The organism is Streptomyces sp. CB01373 (assembly GCF_002803075.1).
In the GTDB taxonomy this organism is placed as follows: domain Bacteria; phylum Actinomycetota; class Actinomycetes; order Streptomycetales; family Streptomycetaceae; genus Streptomyces.
Map to the genome: position 1 here is coordinate 66,393 of NZ_NNBK01000011.1, position 17,644 is coordinate 84,036.

Genomic DNA, 17,644 nt, shown 5'->3' on the forward strand with positions numbered 1-17,644 from the left:
GCTGCTTACCCGTCCTTTATCAGGGCCTAGACTCCCGTGCGTACAGATCGTCGAACAGGCGAACACCACGGGGCAGGGGAAACGGGCCCGACAGGGCCAGGGAGTGAGGGAACGGACGGTGCGGGAGACGTTGCGGGGGTCGACCGCCGTCGTCGCGGCGGACTACTTCCAGTCCTACTCGGTCGTCGGACTGCTCGCCATCGTCGGCGTGCTGTTCGTCGCCGTCGCCTTCGGTGCGGGACGCCTGCTGCGCCCGGTGGTCCCCACCCCGGAGAAACTGCTGACGTACGAGTGCGGCGTCGACCCCGTCGGCGAGGGCTGGGCGCACACCCAGGTCCGCTACTACGTCTACGCGTTCCTGTACGTGATCTTCGCCGTCGACTCGATCTTCCTGTTCCCCTGGGCGACGGTCTTCGCCGCCCCCGGCTACGGCGCGACGACGCTCGTGGAGATGTTCATCTTCCTCGGCTTCCTGGCCGTGGGCCTGCTGTACGCATACAAGAAGGGCGTCCTGGCATGGACGTGACCCCCCGTACCCCTGAACCGGTGCCGCTGCCGGAGCCGAAGCGGCTGGGCGCGCTCGCCCGGCTCGCCCCGGAGCCGATGAAGGTCGTCCTGAACTGGGGCCGGCGCTACTCGCTCTGGGTCTTCAACTTCGGCCTCGCCTGCTGCGCGATCGAGTTCATCGCCGCGTCGATGGCCCGGCACGACTTCATCCGCCTCGGCGTGATCCCGTTCGCGCCCGGGCCGCGCCAGGCCGACCTGATGGTGGTGTCCGGCACGGTCACGGACAAGATGGCCCCGGCGGTCAAGCGGCTGTACGAGCAGATGCCGGAGCCCAAGTACGTCATCTCCTTCGGCGCCTGCTCCAACTGCGGCGGCCCCTACTGGGACTCGTACTCCGTCACCAAGGGCGTCGACCAGATCATCCCGGTGGACGTCTACGTCCCCGGCTGCCCGCCGCGCCCCGAGGCGCTGCTCCAGGGGATCCTGAAACTCCAGGAGAAGATCGCGCGCGAGTCGCTGGGGGAGCGGTACGCGACCGGGGCGGCCCGCCCATCGACGGCCGCGCTGCAGAGCGGGCTCGTACGGCCGCCGGCCACCGCGGCCACCGGCGAGGGGGACCCGCGATGAGTGGGGCCGGCTGGCTGCCCGCACCCGTCGAGGAACTCTTCGGGACCGGCGCCACGGCGGAGGAGTCCTACGAGGTCCTGACGGTGGACGTGCCGCCGGACACGTGGATCTCCGCGCTGCTGACCGCCCGCGACGAGCTGGGCTGCACGTACTTCGACTGGCTGAGCGCCGTCGACGAGCCGGGCACGGGCTTTTCCGTCTCGGCCCACGTCGTCGCCCTCGCCCCGGTACGGCGCCTGCTGGTGCGTACGACGGTCGCGCACGAGGCGCCCGTCCTGCCCACCGCGGTGGACGTCTACGCGGGCGCGGCCTGGCACGAACGGGAGACGCACGAGATGTTCGGCGTCTCCTTCCGGGACCATCCCGGCCTGGACCACCTCCTCCTGCCGGAGACCTTCGAGGGCCACCCGCTCCGCAAGGACTTCGTCCTCGCGGCCCGCGTCGCCAAGGCCTGGCCGGGCGCCAAGGAACCCGGGGAGCCTGCGGCGGGTGCCGCCCACGGTGGCCCCAAGCGCCGCCAGATGCTGCCGCCGGGCGTGCCCGACCCCAACGAGTGGGGCCCCCAGAAGGGCCAGCTCCCGCCGGCCCCGTCCCGCCCGGCGCGGGGCGCGGCCCGAGCTGCGGGCGACCGCCCGGTCCGCCGCACCCGCACGGCGGCGGAGGGCTCGACCGGCCAGACGGAGACGGCACCACCCGCCACGAGGCCCCGCCGCATGCGCAGCGCCGGCGAGGGCTCGGCAAGCCAGACGGCTCGCGGCGACGAGACGGTGACGGGACCCACGGCTGCGCCCGGGTCCGCCGCGGCGGCGGAAGCCGGAACGGCACCCGAGCGCGCCGCGACCCCGCCAGGGGCGACGCCACCGAAGGCCGAGCCGCCCGCCGAGAACACACGGGAGGACGGCGACCGCCGCCCGGCGTCCGGCGGGCCGGCGCCGCAGCGGGCCGGGGCCGCGGGGGTTCGGCGGGCGCGGAGTGCGAGCGAGGGCTCGGCGTCCCGGCGCGGGCAGGAGGCGGCTCCCAAGCCGTCCACGGAACCGCGCGGTTCGGACGCCCCCTGGCACCACGCCCGCCCGGCGTTCGACGAACCCGAACCGAAACCGGGACCGGCCCCCGAGGACGACGGCCCCGACGCGACTGAACCCCCCACCACGCCTGAAACCCCCACCACGCCCGACGAACCGGAAGGAGGCCCGCGGTGAACGACGCCGTCGACGTCGCCCTGCGACTGGTCATCGTCTTCGCGGTGTTCCTGACCTTCCCCCTGATCGTGGGGCAGACCGAGCACAAGGTGATGGCGCACATGCAGGGCCGCCTCGGCCCCATGTACGCCGGCGGCTTCCACGGCTGGGCCCAACTCGTCGCGGACGGCGTGAAGTTCGCACAGAAGGAGGATGTGGTCCCGGCTGACGCCGACCGCCGCGTCTTCCAGCTCGCCCCCGCCGTGGCCCTGCTGCCCTACCTCCTCGTGCTGCTCGCCATCCCGATCGGCCCCGGCGAGGGCGCCGTCGGCCAGGTCGTCGACGCGGGCATCTTCTTCGTGCTCGCGGTCATGGCCGTCGGAGTCCTCGGCTCGCTCATGGCTGGCTGGGCCTCCGCCAACAAGTTCTCCCTCCTCGGCGGCCTGCGCACCGCCGCCCAGCTCCTCGCCTACGAACTGCCGATGCTGCTCGCCGCCGCCTCCGTGGCGATGGCGGCAGGCACGGTCTCCCTGCCCGGCATCGTCCACGCCTTCCACTGGTGGTGGCTGCCCTGGCAGATCGTCGGCGCGATCGTCTTCTTCGTCGCGGGCCTCGCCGAACTGCAACGCCCGCCGTTCGACATGCCCGTCGCCGACTCGGAGATCATCTTCGGCGCGTACACCGAGTACACCGGTCTGCGCTTCGCCCTGTTCCTGCTCGCCGAGTACGCCGGGATCGTCGTCCTGTGCGGCCTGACCACCGTCCTCTTCCTGGGCGGCTGGCACGGCCCCTGGGGCGACGCCGGCCTCGGCTGGGTCTGGACCCTGCTGAAGACGGCGGTCCTCGCCTTCGTGGTCATCTGGCTCCGCGTCACCTACCCGCGGCTGCGCGAGGACCAGCTCCAGAAGTTCTCCTGGACCCTCCTCGTCCCCCTTTCCCTCGCCCAGATCGCCCTCACCGGCATCGTCAAGGTGGTGATCCAGTAGCCATGGCCCCCATCCCCGGCAGCGGCCTGGCCAAGGGCCTGGCCGTCACCCTCCGCACGATGACGAAGAAGACCGTCACCGCGCAGTACCCCGACGTCCAGCCCGATCTCCCGCCGCGCACCCGCGGCGTCATCGGCCTGTTCGAGGAGAACTGCACCGTCTGCATGCTGTGCGCCCGCGAGTGCCCGGACTGGTGCATCTACATCGACTCCCACAAGGAGACGGTCCCCGCGGCGACCCCCGGTGGCCGCGAACGCAGCCGCAACGTCCTCGACCGCTTCGCCATCGACTTCTCCCTGTGCATGTACTGCGGTATCTGCATCGAGGTCTGTCCTTTCGACGCCCTGTTCTGGTCCCCGGAGTTCGAGTACGCCGAGACCGACATCCGCGACCTCACCCACGAGCGCGACAAGCTGCGCGAGTGGATGTGGACCGTGCCCGCGCCACCCGCCCTCGACCCCGGCGCCGAGGAGCCCAAGGAGATCGCCGCCGCCCGCAAGACCGCCGAGAAGCTGGCGGCCGCGCAGGCCGAACCGGGGGAGGGGGACGCGTGAGCCTCGCCGCCGCAAGCCACGGCTTCCTCTCTCCGACCGGCGTCGAGATCGCCTTCCTCCTCGTCGGCCTGGTCACCTTCGGCGCCGCCCTCGTCACCGTCACCACCCGGCAGCTCGTGCACGCCGCCCTGTGGCTGGTGGTCACCCTCGGCGGCCTCGCCGTGGAGTACCTGCTGCTCACCGCCGAGTTCATCGCCTGGGTGCAGGTCCTCATCTACGTGGGTTCCGTCGTCGTCCTCCTCCTGTTCGGCCTGATGCTCACCAAGGCGCCCATCGGCCGCTCCCCGGACGCCGACTCCGGCAACCGCTGGGCCGCCCTGACCGTGGCCGTCGCCGCCGCGGCCGCCCTGGTCTGGGTGGTCGTCGACGCCTTCCGCGCCACCTGGATCGACCTGGACGGCGCCGCCGCCGGATCGACGAGGGTCACCGGCGAGAGCCTGTTCCAGAACTGGGTCCTGCCCTTCGAGGCCCTCTCCGTCCTCCTCCTGGCCGCGCTGGTCGGTGCGATCGTCCTGTCCCGCAAGGCGAAGGCGGCCGATGCCGCCGCCCAAGCCGCTGCCGCCACCCCGGCCGCGGGAGCCGACGGCGACCCGGGCGCGAAGGAAGGTGTCCGCTGATGCACCTCGCCTATCCCGCCGTGCTCTCCGCCCTCCTGTTCTGCACCGGCCTGTACGGCGTCCTCGCCCGCCGCAACGCGATCCTGGTCCTGATGTCCGTCGAGCTCATGCTCAACGCCGTCAACCTCAACCTGGTCGCCTTCGACGTCTGGCTCAGCAGGGCCGCGATCGAGACCCTGCACTCCGGGCAGGCCCTGACCCTGTTCACCATCGCCATCGCCGCCGCCGAGATCGGCATCGGCCTGGCGATCGTCCTCGCCGTCCACCGCAACCGCGGCACCTCGGACATCGACCGGCTCCGCGACTCCGCCGAGGGCCCCGACGACTCCGACGACTCCGACGACGGCTCCCACGGCGCCGCCGCGACCGCAGAGGCCGCTGAGAAGGCTGAGGCCACCGCGTGACCACGACCACCCTCGCCGTCCTCGTTCCGCTCCTTCCGTTCCTCGGCGCCGTGGCCGGCCTGCTGCTCGGCCGCACCGCGCCCGGCTTCGTCCGCCCGCTCGCCGTCCTGCCGGCCCTCGCCTCGCTGGTCCTGGCCGTACTGGTCGCCGCGGACCAGGGCGGCGGCCGGGCCGTCGACGCAGCCACCGAGCTCACCCCCACCGGCTCGGTGCCCATCGAACTCGCCCTGCACATCGACGGCTTCGCCGCGCTCGTCGCCGTGCTGGTCACCGTCGTCGCCACCTGCGTGCAGATCTACTCCACGGGCTACCTGCGCGACGACCCGCGCTACCCCTCGTACGCCGCGCTCGTCTCCCTGTTCACCTCCGCGATGCTGCTCGTCGTCTACTCCGGCGACCTGATCGTGCTGCTGGTCGGCTGGGAGGTCATGGGCATCTGCTCCTACTTCCTGGTCGGCCACTACTGGGAGACCCCCGAGGCCCGCGCCGCCTCCATCAAGGCCTTCCTGGTCACCAAGCTCGGCGACGTGCCCTTCCTGATCGGCCTGTTCGCACTCGGCACCGACGCGGGATCCTTCCGGATCACCAAGGTCCTCGGCGCCGTCGCGAGCGGCGGACTGCACCACCCGACCCTGATCGCCCTGCTGCTCCTCGCCGGCGTGGCGGGCAAGTCGGCGCAGTTCCCGCTGCACACCTGGCTCCCCGACGCCATGGCGGGCCCGACGCCCGTCTCCGCGCTGATCCACGCCGCGACGATGGTCGCCGCCGGTGTCTACTTCGTCGCCCGGCTCCTCCCCGTCTTCCAGGCCTCCTCGGCCGCGATGGTCGTCCTCGCCGTCATGGCCGCCGTGACGATGGCCGGCTCGGCGCTCGCCGCGCTCGCCCAGGACGACATCAAACGCGTTCTCGCCTACTCGACGATCGGCCAGCTCGGCTACATGACCGGCGCGCTCGCCGTCGGCGACCGCGGCGCGGCCGTCTTCCACCTCCTGTCGCACGGCGCCTTCAAGGCGCTCCTGTTCCTCGCGGCCGGCGTGATCATCCACGCGTCCGGCACCAACTCGCTGGCCGCCATGTCCCGCATGAGCAACCTGCGCGCCCGCGTCCCGGACGCCTACTGGACGATGACCGTGGCGCTCCTCGCCCTCGCCGCGATCCCTCCCTTCAGCGGCTTCTTCTCCAAGGAGTCCGTCCTCGGCGCCGCCGAACACGCGGCCACCGGCCACACCGGCCACGCCCCCGCGGCGGCCGGCTGGACCGTCCTCGTGGCCGGTCTCCTCACCGCCCTGCTCACCGGCGCCTACGCCATGCGCCTGTGGCTGCTGGCCTTCCGCGGCCGGGGCGCCGAGGCCCCCGACCACGGCAGGCAGCCCCTCGTCATGAACGCCGTGCTCTGGGTGCTCGCCCTCCCGTCCCTCGCCTTCGGCGGCCTCGCCTTCCGGCTCCTGCCCGGATGGTTCGACGGCCGGGACCTGACCCCCACGCTCGTCACCTCCATCCTCGGCACCGGCGTGGCCCTGGTCGGCGGCATCGTCACCTACGGCGCCTGGCAGCACACCACCGCGCTCGCCCGGACCCCCCTCGGCGCCGTCGCCGCCCACCCCGAGGGCGACGCCGGACTCGTCGAGGCCGAGGCCATCGCCACCCACCGGCCCGCGTACGGGGACATCGCCCACGCGCCCGACCCAGCCGACCCCGGACGGCTGCTGCTCGGACCGCTGCACCGGCACGCGGCCGCCGGCTTCCACCTCGACGCCGTGTACACGGCCCTCTTCGTCCGCCCGGTGCTGGCCGGAGCGAGCCTCGTCCGGTTCCTCGACCGGGAGGTCGTCGAGACCTACGTACGCGGCGCCGGAGCCGTACCCCGCCTGCTCGGGGCCGCCGTACGGCGCGCCCAGACCGGCAATGTCCAGACCTATGTGAGCGCGCTGCTCGCCGGCACCGTCGTCCTGGCGGTCGCCGCCGTCCTTCTGGCCACGGGAGCGTGAGCAGGCGTGATCGATATCAACGAGTCCGTGATGCAGTTCCTTCTGGCATTCCTCGTCGCCGGCCCGCTCCTCGGAGCGCTCGCCGCCCTCCTGCCCGCGCCGCCCGGACTGAAGGGGAAGTCACCCGAGCAGGCCGTGCTCCGGCACGGCGTGACCGTGACCGGCGCGATCCTCGCCGCCGCGATCGTCCTCGCGGCCGGCTTCGACCACGCCCACCCGTCGAAGATGCAGGCCACGACCGACATCAGCTGGATCCCCGCGCTCCATGTGCGCATCCACCTCGGCGTCGACGGCATTTCCCTCCCCCTCGTCGTACTGACCGCGCTGCTGACCTTCCTCTGCGCGCTGTACTCCTACTTCAAGCCGCCCACGGGCCCCACCCCTAAGGCGTTCGTCGCGCTGCTGCTCCTGCTCGAGTCCGGCACCCTCGCGACCTTCGCCGTCCTCGACCTGCTGCTGTTCTTCCTCGCGTTCGAGATGGTCCTCATCCCGATGTACTTCCTCATCGCCCGCTGGGGCGGCGAGGGCCGTCAGGCCGCCGCCTGGCGGTTCATCCTCTACACCCTGCTCGGCTCGGTCGTCATGCTGCTCGGCCTGCTCCTCGTCGGGCTCAAGACCGGCACCTTCGACATGGTGGCACTCGCCACTGACAACGGCCGGTCACTGACCGCATCGGTGCAGGTCATCGCCGTTCTCGCGATCGGTCTCGGACTCGCGGTCAAGACGCCGATGTGGCCGCTGCACAGCTGGCTGCCGGACGCCCACACCGCCGCCCCGACCGTCGGCTCGGTGCTGCTGGCCGGCGTCCTGCTGAAGATGGGCACGTACGGCTTCGTCCGCATCCTGCTGCCGATCGCGCCCGACGGTTTCCGCACCCTCGCGCCCTACCTCGCCGCCCTCGCCGTCGTCGGGATCATCTACGGATCCCTGGCCTGCCTCGCCCTCGCCAGGCGGGGCGCGAAGGGCGACCTCAAGCGGCTCATCGCCTACTCCTCCGTCGGCCACATGGGCTTCGTCCTGCTCGGCATCGCCACGATGACCCCCACCGGCGTGAACGGCGCCCTGTTCGCCAACATCGCCCACGGCCTCATCACCGGCCTGCTGTTCTTCCTCGTCGGCGCGCTCAAGGACCGCACCGGCACCACCGACCTCGACGCCCTCGCCGACAAGTCGGGCGCCGCGCTGTACGGAAAGGCACCGCACCTCGGCGCGCTCCTCGCCTTCGGCGCCGTCGCCTCGCTCGGACTGCCGGGCCTCGCCGGGTTCTGGGGCGAGATGCTCGCCCTGTTCGGCTCGTTCCGGCCCGCCGCCGACCTCAGCCGGCCCGCCTTCCTCACCTTCATGGCGATCGGCGCCTTCGGCACCCTGCTCACCGCCGCGTACATGCTCGTCGTGGTCCGCCGCGTCTGCATGGGCGACGTACCGCGGCAGGCACCGCAGCTCGCCGACGTACGGGGCTACGAGTTCGCGGCCTGGACCCCGCTCGTCGCCCTCACCGTCCTCGCCGGACTCTGGCCGAAGGCCCTGCTCGGGCTCACCGACCCGGCCGTGCAGCAGCTCCTCGCAGGAGGCACCCGATGAGCGCCCTGGCCCAGACGGCGGCCCCGTCGGTGGTCCAGTCCGTCGACTGGCTCGCCGTCGCGCCGCCCACCCTCACCGCGGTGATCGCCCTCGTGGTCCTCGTCGCCGACCTCTTCCTGCCACAAGCGCGCAAGCCTCTCCTCGGCTGGCTCTCCGTCGCGGGACTCGCCGCCGCCGCGCTGCTGCTCCTGCCGCTCCTCGACGGCGACCGCGCCACGTTCTGCCAGACCGGCCTGCCCGACGCGTGCAGCTACACCGCCGACCGCTTCACCCTCGTCATCCAGTTCCTCGTGCTCGGCGGGGCCCTCCTGACGGCGCTGCTGTCGGTCACCGCGCTGAAGGACGCGCGCAGGGCACTGCCCGAGGGGGAGTTCTGGTTCCTGCTGCTGGCCTCCGCCGCCGGTGCCGCGCTCCTGCCCGCCGCCCGCGACCTGGCGACCCTCGTCGTCGCCCTGGAGGTCGCCTCCCTGCCCGCCTTCGCCCTCGTCGGCCTCCGCAACGGCGACCGCAGGTCCTCCGACGCGGCCCTGAAGTTCTTCCTGTCCTCGGTGACCGCGACCGCCGTCAGCCTGCTCGGCGTCAGCTTCGTCTACGCCACCACCGGCACCCTCTACCTCACCCAAATCGCCGAACGCATCCAGCACGTCGACGGACAGTTCCACACACTCGCCCAGACCGGCGTCGTCCTCACCCTCGTCGGCTTCGCCTTCAAGACCGCCGCCGTCCCCTTCCACTTCTGGGTGCCCGACACGTACGTGGGAGCCCCCCTGCCGATCGCCGCCTACCTGTCGGTCGTCGGCAAGGCCGTCGGCTTCACCGGACTGATCCTCGTCACCGTCGTCGCCTTCCCGTCGTACTCCGGCGCCTGGGGTCCCGCGATGGCCGTGCTCGCCGCGCTCACCATGACCGTCGGCAACGTCGGCGCCCTGCGTCAGCAGGCCACGCGCGCGTACAGCGCGGTACGGCTGCTCGCCTGGTCCTCCGTCGGCCAGGCCGGCTACCTCCTGGTGCCGATCGCCGCCGCCGGCTACTCCGGGGATCCGCAGAAGTCGATCGGCTCCACGGTCGCCTACGCGCTCATGTACGCCGCCGTGAACATCGGCGCCTTCGCCGTGGCCGCGCTCGTGGGTCGTACGAGAGAACGCAACCGCGTCAGCGACTACCGCGGCCTGTACGCCACCAACCCGCTGACCGCCCTGCTGCTGGCCTTCTTCCTGCTCTGCCTGGCCGGCCTTCCGCCGGGCGTCATCGGGCTGTTCGCCAAGGTCACCGTGTTCTCCGCGGCCGTCGACGCCGGACTCGGCTGGCTCGCCGTCGTCATGGCCGTCAACGTCGTCATCGCGCTGTTCTACTACCTCCAGTGGACGGCCCTGCTGTTCCGCGCCCCCGAGGGCGAACCCGTCCGGCACCGCGTCCCGGCCCCTCTCACCGCCGCCCTCGCCCTGACGGGCGTCCTCGGCGTGGCCCTCTCCGGCGCCCCCCAGCTGGTGCTCCGCTTCGCGGGCACCGGCCTGTTCTGAGCGCGCCCGGGCCTGGCCACGCGCGCGTGGGAGCCCCGCGCGCGTAGGAGCCACCCGGGCCTCGCCACACGCCCCTAGGAGCCACCCCGGCCTGCCCCACGCGCGCGCCGCCCGGAGCCCCGCTCACCCGGACGGCCCGCGCGCCGACGCACCCACCAGGGAACCCGTGGCCGCCGCCTGGCGTTGACCAGTTCGGAAGGGTCCACTGGACGTGACACCACACGGCACCGGTGGAGTCGAAACGCAGCAAGCGAAGGGTTCCCCTGCCGCACCACTTGGAGGGCGTACCGTGCACCGCCGGCACAACGGGCTCAGGACCGCAGTCCTCCTCGGGGGACTGTCCGCACTCATCATCCTCATCGGCAGTTTCTTCGGCCGTACCGGCCTGGTCGTCGCGGTCCTCATCGCCCTCGGCACCAACGCGTACGCGTACTGGAACAGCGACAAGCTGGCGCTGCGTGCCATGCGGGCCCGCCCGGTGAGCGAGTTCGAGGCCCCGGCCCTGTACCGGATGGTCCGCGACCTCTCCACCCAGGCCCGTCAGCCCATGCCCCGCCTGTACATCTCCCCGACCGAGGCACCCAACGCCTTCGCGACCGGCCGCAACCCGCGCAACGCCGCCGTGTGCTGCACGGAAGGCATCCTGCGCATCCTGGACGAGCGGGAGCTGCGCGGCGTCATCGGCCACGAGCTCAGCCACGTCTACAACCGCGACATCCTCATCTCCTCCGTCGCCGGCGCGCTGGCCTCCGTGATCATGTTCCTGGTCAACTTCGCCTGGCTGATCCCGATCGGGCGCTCCGACGACGACGAGGGCCCCGGCCTGATCGGCATGCTCCTGATCATGATCCTGGGCCCGCTCGCCGCGTCCCTCATCCAACTGGCCATCAGCCGCTCCAGGGAGTACGAGGCGGACGCGTCCGGCGCCCGGCTCACCGGCGACCCGCTCGCCCTCGCCGGCGCCCTGCGCAAGCTGGAGACAGGCACCCAGCAGCTTCCGCTGCCCCCCGAGCCGCGCATCGAGACCGCGAGTCACATGATGATCGCGAACCCGTTCCGCCCCGGTCAGGGACTGTCGAAGATGTTCTCCACGCACCCGCCGATGGCGGAGCGCATCGCCCGCCTCGAGCAGATGGCCGGCCGCCGGCTCTGAGACGGACGCCTAGCGTCCGCCGAATCCGTCGTCCGTCCGCACCACTTCACGCCCCAGGGGCATGAGCGAGGCCGGGATGAGCTTCAGGTTGGCCCACCCGAAAGGGATGCCGATGACCGACAGGAACAGCGGGATGCTGGTGATCAGGTGCCCCAGCGCCAGCCACCAGCCCGCGAAGACCAGCCAGATCACGTTGCCGATGAACGACCCGGCCCCGGCACCCGGACGCTCCACGGCGTCGCGGCCGAACGGCCACAGGACGAATCCCGCGAGGCGCAGCGACGCGATGCCGAACGGGATGGTGATGATCAGGACGAAGCAGATCAGCGCGGCGATCAGGTAGCCGATCGCCATCCAGATGCCGCAGAAGACCAGCCACACGAGGTTGAGCAGCAGGTTGATCACCTTCATGATCGGCATCCTCCAGGTCGTTCAATGTCGTTTCCGCCGGTACTGCCCGCCGGCTCAAGTATCGGCGCTGTCAGGGGGATCAGGGGCGGTCGCGGCCCCTTGTAGCGCGATCGGGAACGTTCGGAGACGATCCCGCGGCGCACCGGCGCCGTGGGCCGTGCCCTACCGCGCCGCCCACCACCGCCGTACGCCGTACGAGGCCATGCCCGCCGCCAGCACCCCGCTGCCCACGGCCACCGAGAGCCACGGCAGGGCGAACGCCAGAGTCAGGCATCCGACAAGGCCCAGCGCCGGCACCGCGCGCCGGGCGGGAGCGGGATCGAGGGTCCAGGCGGCGGCGTTGGCGATCGCGTAGTACGCCAGGACGCCGAACGAGGAGAAACCGATCGCGCCCCGGACGTCGACCGTCGCGGCCAGCACCGCGACCACGGCGCCCACGGACAGCTCCGCCCGGTGCGGCACCTGGAAACGGGGATGCACGGCCGCCAGCGCCCCGGGAAGATGCCGGTCCCGGGCCATGGCCAGGGTGGTCCGCGAGACGCCCAGGACCAGGGCGAGCAGCGACCCCAGCGCGGCCACGGCGGCCCCCGCCCGCACCACCGGGACCAGCCCCGGCACCCCGGCCGCCCGCACCGCGTCGGCCAGCGGTGCCGCCGCGCGGCCCAGCCCGTCCGCCCCCAGCACGGAGAGCGCGGCCACCGCCACGAACACGTACACGGCCAGCGTGATGCCGAGGGCGAGCGGGATCGCCCGCCGGATGGTGCGCGCGGGATCCCGTACCTCCTCGCCGAGGGTGGCGATCCGCGCGTACCCGGCGAAGGCGAAGAACAGCAGCCCGGCCGCCTGAAGCACGCCGCCTGCGCCGACGGAGCCGCCGATGGCCGCCCGGTGGGCGGTGAAGGCGCCGGAGCCCAGGCACACCGCGACCACGGAGGCGAGGACCGCCAGCACGATTGCCACGATCACCCGCGTCAGCCAGGCGGACTTCTGGACGCCGCCGTAGTTCACGGCGGTCAGCGCCACCACGGCCGCGACCGCCACCGCGTGCGCCTGCCCCGGCCAGACGTACGCGCCCACGGTGAGGGCCATCGCCGCACAGGAGGCCGTCTTGCCGACGACGAACGCCCAGCCCGCCAGGTGGCCCCAGAACATGCCGAGCCGTTCGCGCCCGTACACGTACGTGCCGCCGGAGGCCGGATACCGGGCGGCCAGCCGTGCCGAGGAGTCGGCGTTGCAGTAGGCCACCACGGCGGCGACCGCGAGCCCGAGAAGAAGACCGGAGCCCGCCGCGCGGGCCGCCGGCCCCAGGGCGGCGAAGATCCCGGCCCCGATCATCGAGCCGAGGCCGACGACCACGGCGTCGCCGACTCCGAGGGTGCGCCGCAGCTCGGGCGAGGACGGGGCAGCGGACCGGGTCATGGCCCGACCCTACTGACGTGTGCAACCGGGGGACGCCGTCGGGGCGTCCTCCTCCACGACGCGCTCCTGGCGCGGGACGCACACGCGTGTGGTAGGCACGATCACAGCACGTGACAAGTACGACGAGAACGACGCGCGGCCTGCTGGTGCAGCAGCACAGCCTGTCCGAACCGAACGTGAGGCACCGGGACAGTGCAGGCACGGCGTGGAAGGGCAGGTTCAGAGCATGGGCATCATCAGCTGGATCATCCTGGGGCTCCTGGCCGGCGCCATCGCGAAGCTCCTGCTGCCGGGGCGCGACCCGGGCGGCTTCATCGTCACGACTCTCATCGGCGTCGCCGGGGCGTTCCTCGGTGGCTGGATCTCCGCCCGCTGGCTGCACCACCCGATCAGCCGGCAACTCTACGACGGCGCCACCTGGGCCGCCGCGATCGGCGGCTCGCTCGTGCTGCTGATCGGCTACCGGATCTTCTTCGGCAACTCGCGCGACTGAGCGGGAAAAGGGCGGGCACCGCGCAGGTGCCCGCCCTTTGCTCTGTCCTCTGCTCCGCCTACCGGTAGTTCACGAACTGGAGGGCGAAGTCGAAGTCCTGGCCCTTCAGCAGCGCGATCACGGTCTGGAGGTCGTCGCGGCTCTTGGAGCTGACGCGCAGCTCCTCACCCTGGACCTGGGCCTTCACGCCCTTGGGACCCTCGTCGCGGATGAGCTTCGCGACCTTCTTCGCGTTGTCCTGGGAGATGCCCTCCTGGATCGACGCGAAGAGCTTGTACTCCTTGCCGGACAGCTGCGGCTCGCCCGCGTCCAGGGCCTTCAGGGAGATGCCGCGCTTGATCAGCTTGGACTGGAAGACGTCGAGGACTGCCTTCACCCGGTCCTCGGAGTTCGCCTCCAGAAGGATCTTCTCACCGGACCACGAGATCGAGGCGCCCACGCCCTTGAAGTCGTAGCGCTGGGAGATCTCCTTGGCGGTCTGGTTGAGGGCGTTGTCGACCTCCTGCCGCTCGACCTTCGAGACGATGTCGAAACTGGAGTCGGCCATGTCCTGTGGCTCCTTGCATCGAGGTGTGTCGGGGTGCGTGTCATGCCGGATGAGTGCCGGCGGGCGCGGGAGAACCGCCGATCCCGGCCTGCGGGTCGCGGGCCGCATCCGCACCAGCCTAGCCATCCCGGACGGTCACGGCCGCCGATCAATGGGGTGGCGGAGCACCCCTCGGCATCGGGTATTGTTTACGTCGTTGCCGGGGAGCCCGCCGAAAGGCGGTTCGAACGGCGGCATCCCAAGGCGGTGTGCCCGAGCGGCCAAAGGGAGCAGACTGTAAATCTGCCGGCTCAGCCTTCCCAGGTTCGAATCCTGGCGCCGCCACTCTGGGAAAGACCCCCGCTGGTCAGCCATCACGGCTGGTCGGCGGGGGTTTCTCGTTGTTGGCCCCTGTCTGATCCGACGGGGAGGGCGTGAGGACGTGTCTCACCTCGTACCGCACATGTCCCACCGCCGATCAGTGCGTGTACCCCAGGTGTCCCCCCGGGGGTGAACATGATCACTCCGGTTCGTTCCACTCCCGAAAGACCCCGTCGATCTGGCTGTTGGCACGTTCCCGCCGAGACCCGCACTTCGCCGTATCCGGTGCGCCCTCCACCGCCGCCTGGACGGCTGGCCCACCCGCTGACCAGGCCGGCCCCGCCCGCCGTCCCGCGCAGGGTGGGGGACGGCGGGTCACTCCACGTCCGCTACCCGACCGGACAGCAGGGCGCGCAGATAACGTCGCCGGAAGACCCGCTGCGCGAGCAGCAGCACCGGGAACACCGGGCGCCACCTCCCGTGTGGGGCGGCACCGGTCAGGGAGCGGATCGTCAGCGCGACCGTGCCGTCGGGGGACCGGTGGACGATGAAGGCCTCCTCACCGCTGACGGGATGACCGGGCAGGGTGCCGTAGGCGAAGCCGCAGCGGTCCGGGGTGTCGACGACGGCGACGACCCGGACCGGCTCCCGTACCACGCATGGACCGAATGCCGCGGTGACCTGGTACTCCGCCCCCTCTACGACCCGCTCTCCTGCACCGTCGCGGCCACTGACTGTGAAGCCGCTGCGCCGCTTGACGCCCCAGCGCAGCACCGCGTCCGCCGCGGCTTGCCAGTCCGCCTCCCCGCGGCCGATGACGACGGTACGGGCATAGCGGCGCAGACCTGTGTTTCCCGACGGCCATGGCTCGTCGGCGGGTCGGGTCGCCCCGGCCGGGCCGTAGGTGAGTGCGCCGGCTGACGGGCCGCGTCTCGTACGGCGGTGGGGCATGACGCTCCTGTGGGGCGTGCGGGCGGCCCGTGATCGTAACGCGGCGGTGCCCCTCCGCAAGTGCTGTGGTCCGCGCCTGGGGGCTCGGCTATGTGTTGCTGGGGATCTCCCTCACGATCGAGCCGGTGACCGTGATGGCCGGCGGGGAGCCGGGCCGGCCGGCGGACGTGATGCGTTGGGTTGCCGGACCGCTCGTGGTCGGCTCGCTCCCGGCGGCGTTCCTGTCCCGGCGGTGGGAGCGTGGTCGGGCCCGGGCCATGAATGAGGGGCGGCGGGCGTGAACCGGGCCGTCACCTGGAGTGAGGCGGCGCTCGTGGCCGTTGCCTGCTGGGCGGTCAGCGGTCCGGGATACGGCGTGCTCGCCGCCCTCGACTTGCCGCACGTGCCCGTTGCGCCCCTCATCGGCATGGGGCTTTCCCAGTGGTTCTGGGCGAGCCGCCGCTTTTGGCTGGCCGGGGTCGCGGCGAGCCTCGTGGGGCCTGTCGTGCTGTTCGCTCTCATCGACGTCCTGCGTCCGGGTCTGGGCCGCTACGTTGCGGACGCGCTGGCCACGGGGGCCGCGGCGACGGTCGCCTTGGCCGTCTTCACCCTGGTCGGCCGCGGAGCGGGACGCCATCGTGACGCAGCACGCATCTTCGACGTGAACGGGGTGGTGCATTCCCGAGTCCGACGGCTTCAGCGGAAGACCGCCGCGGGCGCGGCGGTGGTCAGCGCCAGTTGGTGTCGTGGCTGAGGCGGTGGTGGTGGGTGTCGTACTGGTCGACCGTGGTGATGGTCTGTCCGTTCGGGATGGGTGCGGCCCAGGCGCGGTAGGTGGTGCCGGGGACGGTGGCTGTGGTGGCCTTCACCTGGGTGCCGTTGGAGAGGGAGACCACGCCGTAGGCGACGTCGGCTTCGGGGTTGGACACCATCAGCCGGGTGCCGCTGAGGCCCTTGTCGTGAAAGCCCCACAGCCCCATTCCGCCGGCGGCCTGGGGGTCGTCCGTGCCGGTGACGGGCTGGCAGTCGGCCCAGGGGCCGCCCTGGTGGTCGATGCGGACGCCGCCGATGAACATGCGCCGGCACAACAGGGAAGTGCCCGGTGCCGTGGTTCCGTCGGGCAGTTTGGGCAGGGTGTAGCCCTTGGGCAGCGTGCGGTGGAACTCCAACGCCACCGAGCCGTGTGCTGCGCTGTTCCGGCTGGGATGTTCGGCCCATGGACCGGGCCTGTCGGGGTGATCGCCCTGTGGCCGGCCCTTGTCGGGGTACTTCTCGTGGCGACCCGGCGCCTCGACGCGCCGAAGTGGGGCCGGGGCCGGCACGCGCGCGGTCAGACACCCGGAGTGACACCACAGGGCCGGCACGCGCGCGCGGTCACACACCCGGAGTGACACCACAGGGCCGGCCAGGATCCGAACAGTGTCGGTGGGGCCGTGCACACTGGGGCCATGTCCTCGCGTCGCAGACTCTGCCCCGTGTGCCGTCGGGAGATCGCCGTGGTCGCCGGGCGGTTCGCCCGGCACGATGCGCCCGGGACGCGGGCGAGCGGCGGGCTGACCTCCTGTGACGGATCGCGTCGGATGGCGCAACTCGGCGCTGTGCAGCCGTCGTTGGACGGCTACGCCGTTCCGGAGTGTCCCGGGCAACTGCCGTTGTTCTGATGGTCAGTTGCCCGCCACCGACTTCACCGCCACCGACACCGGTGCCGAGCCGCTGACGAGTTCCAGGGTCAGTCCGGCCGTCGCCGGGGTCTCCACCAGTTCGGCCAGTACGGCGGCCACGTCGTCGCGCGGGATCATGCCGCGGCCCGTGTGGGCCTCCAGACGCACCTGGCCGGTGCCGGCGTCGTTCGTCAGCGAGCCGGGGCGCAGGATCGTCCAGTCCAGGGCCTCCTGGCGGCGGACGTGGTCGTCCGCCTCGCCCTTGGCGCGCAGGTAGACGTCGAAGACCTCGTCGCCCTTGTGCGCCGCGTCCGCGCGCATCGAGGACACCACCAGGTGGCGGCGCACGCCCGCGCGTACCGCCGCGTCCGCGAACAGGACCGCCGCGCCCTTGTCCACCGTCTCCTTGCGGGCCACGCCGCTGCCCGGGCCCGCGCCCGCCGCGAACACCGCCGCGTCGGCCCCCCGCAGCAGCCGCGCGACCTCGTCGACCGACGCCGACTCCAGGTCCAGCACGACCGGTTCGGCGCCGGCCTTCCGCAGGTCCTCGCTCTGCTCGGCACTGCGGATGATGCCCGCCACCTCGTCCCCGCGCGCGGCGAGCAGCCGCTCCAGCCGCAGCGCGATCTGACCATGACCACCAGCGATGACAATGCGCATGCTTCCGACCGTACGCCCGGACGGCCGCATCTGCCGCACGACTTCGGCCATGCCCAGGGGGCCCTCCGTCGTGTTCCGCGGGTCCGCGCAGGCCGGCTACCAGCGGCC

Annotated in this window: 20 protein-coding genes and 1 tRNA gene; 15 read left to right on the top strand and 6 right to left on the bottom strand. The window is 72.1% G+C overall.

The window, feature by feature from the left end:
• The first annotated feature begins 118 nt into the window (after positions 1-118).
• The 11 genes from CG719_RS18085 (at position 119) to htpX (ending at position 11,115) form a co-directional block, all read left to right on the top strand.
• A complete protein-coding gene (locus CG719_RS18085; protein WP_100569701.1) occupies positions 119-526 on the top strand; it encodes an NADH-quinone oxidoreductase subunit A in 408 nt (135 codons plus the stop codon).
• Positions 517-1,134, top strand: coding sequence for an NADH-quinone oxidoreductase subunit B (locus CG719_RS18090; RefSeq protein ID WP_100569702.1), 618 nt, complete (start codon positions 517-519; stop codon positions 1,132-1,134). The genes CG719_RS18085 and CG719_RS18090 overlap by 10 nt, the downstream gene beginning before the upstream one ends.
• Positions 1,131-2,333 carry an NADH-quinone oxidoreductase subunit C gene (locus CG719_RS18095; protein ID WP_100569703.1) on the top strand — a complete coding sequence of 401 codons (1,203 nt, stop codon included), beginning with the start codon at positions 1,131-1,133 and terminating at the stop codon, positions 2,331-2,333. Before CG719_RS18090 ends, CG719_RS18095 begins: the two co-directional genes overlap by 4 nt.
• On the top strand, positions 2,330-3,298 hold the full coding sequence (locus tag CG719_RS18100; RefSeq protein ID WP_100569704.1) for a complex I subunit 1/NuoH family protein: 969 nt from the start codon (positions 2,330-2,332) through the stop codon (positions 3,296-3,298). Before CG719_RS18095 ends, CG719_RS18100 begins: the two co-directional genes overlap by 4 nt.
• 2 nt (positions 3,299-3,300) lie before the next feature.
• Positions 3,301-3,852 carry a NuoI/complex I 23 kDa subunit family protein gene (locus tag CG719_RS18105; RefSeq protein ID WP_100569705.1) on the top strand — a complete coding sequence of 184 codons (552 nt, stop codon included), beginning with the start codon at positions 3,301-3,303 and terminating at the stop codon, positions 3,850-3,852.
• The gene (locus CG719_RS18110) at positions 3,849-4,469 is read left to right on the top strand and encodes an NADH-quinone oxidoreductase subunit J family protein (protein ID WP_100569706.1); all 621 of its coding nucleotides are present in this window, start codon (positions 3,849-3,851) and stop codon (positions 4,467-4,469) included. The genes CG719_RS18105 and CG719_RS18110 overlap by 4 nt, the downstream gene beginning before the upstream one ends.
• Complete coding sequence (gene nuoK / locus CG719_RS18115) at positions 4,469-4,873, top strand: NADH-quinone oxidoreductase subunit NuoK (protein WP_100569707.1); 405 nt, start codon at positions 4,469-4,471, stop codon at positions 4,871-4,873. The genes CG719_RS18110 and nuoK overlap by 1 nt, the downstream gene beginning before the upstream one ends.
• On the top strand, positions 4,870-6,861 hold the full coding sequence (locus CG719_RS18120; RefSeq protein WP_100569708.1) for an NADH-quinone oxidoreductase subunit 5 family protein: 1,992 nt from the start codon (positions 4,870-4,872) through the stop codon (positions 6,859-6,861). Before nuoK ends, CG719_RS18120 begins: the two co-directional genes overlap by 4 nt.
• 6 nt (positions 6,862-6,867) lie before the next feature.
• Complete coding sequence (locus CG719_RS18125; RefSeq protein WP_100569709.1) at positions 6,868-8,442, top strand: complex I subunit 4 family protein; 1,575 nt, start codon at positions 6,868-6,870, stop codon at positions 8,440-8,442.
• The gene (locus tag CG719_RS18130; RefSeq protein WP_100569710.1) at positions 8,439-9,962 is read left to right on the top strand and encodes an NADH-quinone oxidoreductase subunit N; all 1,524 of its coding nucleotides are present in this window, start codon (positions 8,439-8,441) and stop codon (positions 9,960-9,962) included. The genes CG719_RS18125 and CG719_RS18130 overlap by 4 nt, the downstream gene beginning before the upstream one ends.
• Positions 9,963-10,251: 289 nt before the next feature.
• Positions 10,252-11,115, top strand: a complete 864-nt coding sequence (gene htpX / locus CG719_RS18135) for a zinc metalloprotease HtpX (RefSeq protein WP_100569711.1) — start codon at positions 10,252-10,254, stop codon at positions 11,113-11,115.
• A 9-nt stretch (positions 11,116-11,124) separates the two neighbouring features.
• On the opposite strand, the gene CG719_RS18140 is transcribed toward htpX, so the two are convergent.
• Complete coding sequence (locus tag CG719_RS18140; protein WP_100569980.1) at positions 11,125-11,526, bottom strand: YccF domain-containing protein; 402 nt, start codon at positions 11,524-11,526, stop codon at positions 11,125-11,127.
• Between the two features lie 162 nt (positions 11,527-11,688).
• Positions 11,689-12,945: an APC family permease gene (locus tag CG719_RS18145; RefSeq protein ID WP_100569712.1), complete on the bottom strand. Its 1,257-nt coding sequence runs from the start codon at positions 12,943-12,945 to the stop codon at positions 11,689-11,691.
• Positions 12,946-13,171: 226 nt separating this feature from the next.
• Between CG719_RS18145 and CG719_RS18150 the strand changes: the two genes are divergently transcribed.
• Positions 13,172-13,438 carry a GlsB/YeaQ/YmgE family stress response membrane protein gene (locus CG719_RS18150; protein WP_100569713.1) on the top strand — a complete coding sequence of 89 codons (267 nt, stop codon included), beginning with the start codon at positions 13,172-13,174 and terminating at the stop codon, positions 13,436-13,438.
• Positions 13,439-13,496: 58 nt separating this feature from the next.
• Here the strand turns inward: CG719_RS18150 and CG719_RS18155 are convergent, their stop codons facing one another.
• On the bottom strand, positions 13,497-13,985 hold the full coding sequence (locus CG719_RS18155; protein ID WP_100569714.1) for a YajQ family cyclic di-GMP-binding protein: 489 nt from the start codon (positions 13,983-13,985) through the stop codon (positions 13,497-13,499).
• A 242-nt stretch (positions 13,986-14,227) separates the two neighbouring features.
• Here CG719_RS18155 and CG719_RS18160 point away from each other — a divergent pair.
• Positions 14,228-14,309 (top strand) — tRNA-Tyr (locus tag CG719_RS18160).
• A gap of 351 nt (positions 14,310-14,660) precedes the next feature.
• On the opposite strand, the gene CG719_RS18165 is transcribed toward CG719_RS18160, so the two are convergent.
• Positions 14,661-15,236, bottom strand: a complete 576-nt coding sequence (locus tag CG719_RS18165; protein WP_100569715.1) for a DUF1990 family protein — start codon at positions 15,234-15,236, stop codon at positions 14,661-14,663.
• A 277-nt stretch (positions 15,237-15,513) separates the two neighbouring features.
• Between CG719_RS18165 and CG719_RS18175 the strand changes: the two genes are divergently transcribed.
• On the top strand, positions 15,514-15,969 hold the full coding sequence (locus CG719_RS18175) for a hypothetical protein (protein WP_234375635.1): 456 nt from the start codon (positions 15,514-15,516) through the stop codon (positions 15,967-15,969).
• On the opposite strand, the gene CG719_RS18180 is transcribed toward CG719_RS18175, so the two are convergent.
• Entirely contained in the window at positions 15,944-16,390 is a 447-nt protein-coding gene (locus CG719_RS18180) for a hypothetical protein (protein WP_100569716.1), read from the bottom strand. The two genes, CG719_RS18175 and CG719_RS18180, sit on opposite strands and share 26 nt — an antisense overlap.
• A 273-nt stretch (positions 16,391-16,663) precedes the next feature.
• Here CG719_RS18180 and CG719_RS36480 point away from each other — a divergent pair, with 273 nt between their 5' ends.
• Positions 16,664-16,876: a hypothetical protein gene (locus tag CG719_RS36480; protein ID WP_100569981.1), complete on the top strand. Its 213-nt coding sequence runs from the start codon at positions 16,664-16,666 to the stop codon at positions 16,874-16,876.
• A gap of 3 nt (positions 16,877-16,879) precedes the next feature.
• On the opposite strand, the gene CG719_RS18190 is transcribed toward CG719_RS36480, so the two are convergent.
• A complete protein-coding gene (locus CG719_RS18190; RefSeq protein ID WP_100569982.1) occupies positions 16,880-17,536 on the bottom strand; it encodes an SDR family oxidoreductase in 657 nt (218 codons plus the stop codon).
• Positions 17,537-17,644: the final 108 nt, after the last annotated feature.

What these genes read in the sequence shown, in the direction of transcription:
- CG719_RS18190 (WP_100569982.1), bottom strand. Translation starts at nt 17,536, where the DNA reads ATGCGCATTGTCATCGCTGGTGGTCATGGTCAGATCGCGCTGCGGCTG.
- CG719_RS18150 (WP_100569713.1), top strand. Translation starts at nt 13,172, where the DNA reads ATGGGCATCATCAGCTGGATCATCCTGGGGCTCCTGGCCGGCGCCATC.
- CG719_RS18145 (WP_100569712.1), bottom strand. Translation starts at nt 12,945, where the DNA reads ATGACCCGGTCCGCTGCCCCGTCCTCGCCCGAGCTGCGGCGCACCCTC.
- CG719_RS36480 (WP_100569981.1), top strand. Translation starts at nt 16,664, where the DNA reads ATGTCCTCGCGTCGCAGACTCTGCCCCGTGTGCCGTCGGGAGATCGCC.
- CG719_RS18155 (WP_100569714.1), bottom strand. Translation starts at nt 13,985, where the DNA reads ATGGCCGACTCCAGTTTCGACATCGTCTCGAAGGTCGAGCGGCAGGAG.
- CG719_RS18165 (WP_100569715.1), bottom strand. Translation starts at nt 15,236, where the DNA reads ATGCCCCACCGCCGTACGAGACGCGGCCCGTCAGCCGGCGCACTCACC.
- CG719_RS18140 (WP_100569980.1), bottom strand. Translation starts at nt 11,526, where the DNA reads ATGAAGGTGATCAACCTGCTGCTCAACCTCGTGTGGCTGGTCTTCTGC.
- nuoK (WP_100569707.1), top strand. Translation starts at nt 4,469, where the DNA reads ATGCACCTCGCCTATCCCGCCGTGCTCTCCGCCCTCCTGTTCTGCACC.
- CG719_RS18105 (WP_100569705.1), top strand. Translation starts at nt 3,301, where the DNA reads ATGGCCCCCATCCCCGGCAGCGGCCTGGCCAAGGGCCTGGCCGTCACC.
- CG719_RS18130 (WP_100569710.1), top strand. Translation starts at nt 8,439, where the DNA reads ATGAGCGCCCTGGCCCAGACGGCGGCCCCGTCGGTGGTCCAGTCCGTC.
- CG719_RS18090 (WP_100569702.1), top strand. Translation starts at nt 517, where the DNA reads ATGGACGTGACCCCCCGTACCCCTGAACCGGTGCCGCTGCCGGAGCCG.
- CG719_RS18095 (WP_100569703.1), top strand. Translation starts at nt 1,131, where the DNA reads ATGAGTGGGGCCGGCTGGCTGCCCGCACCCGTCGAGGAACTCTTCGGG.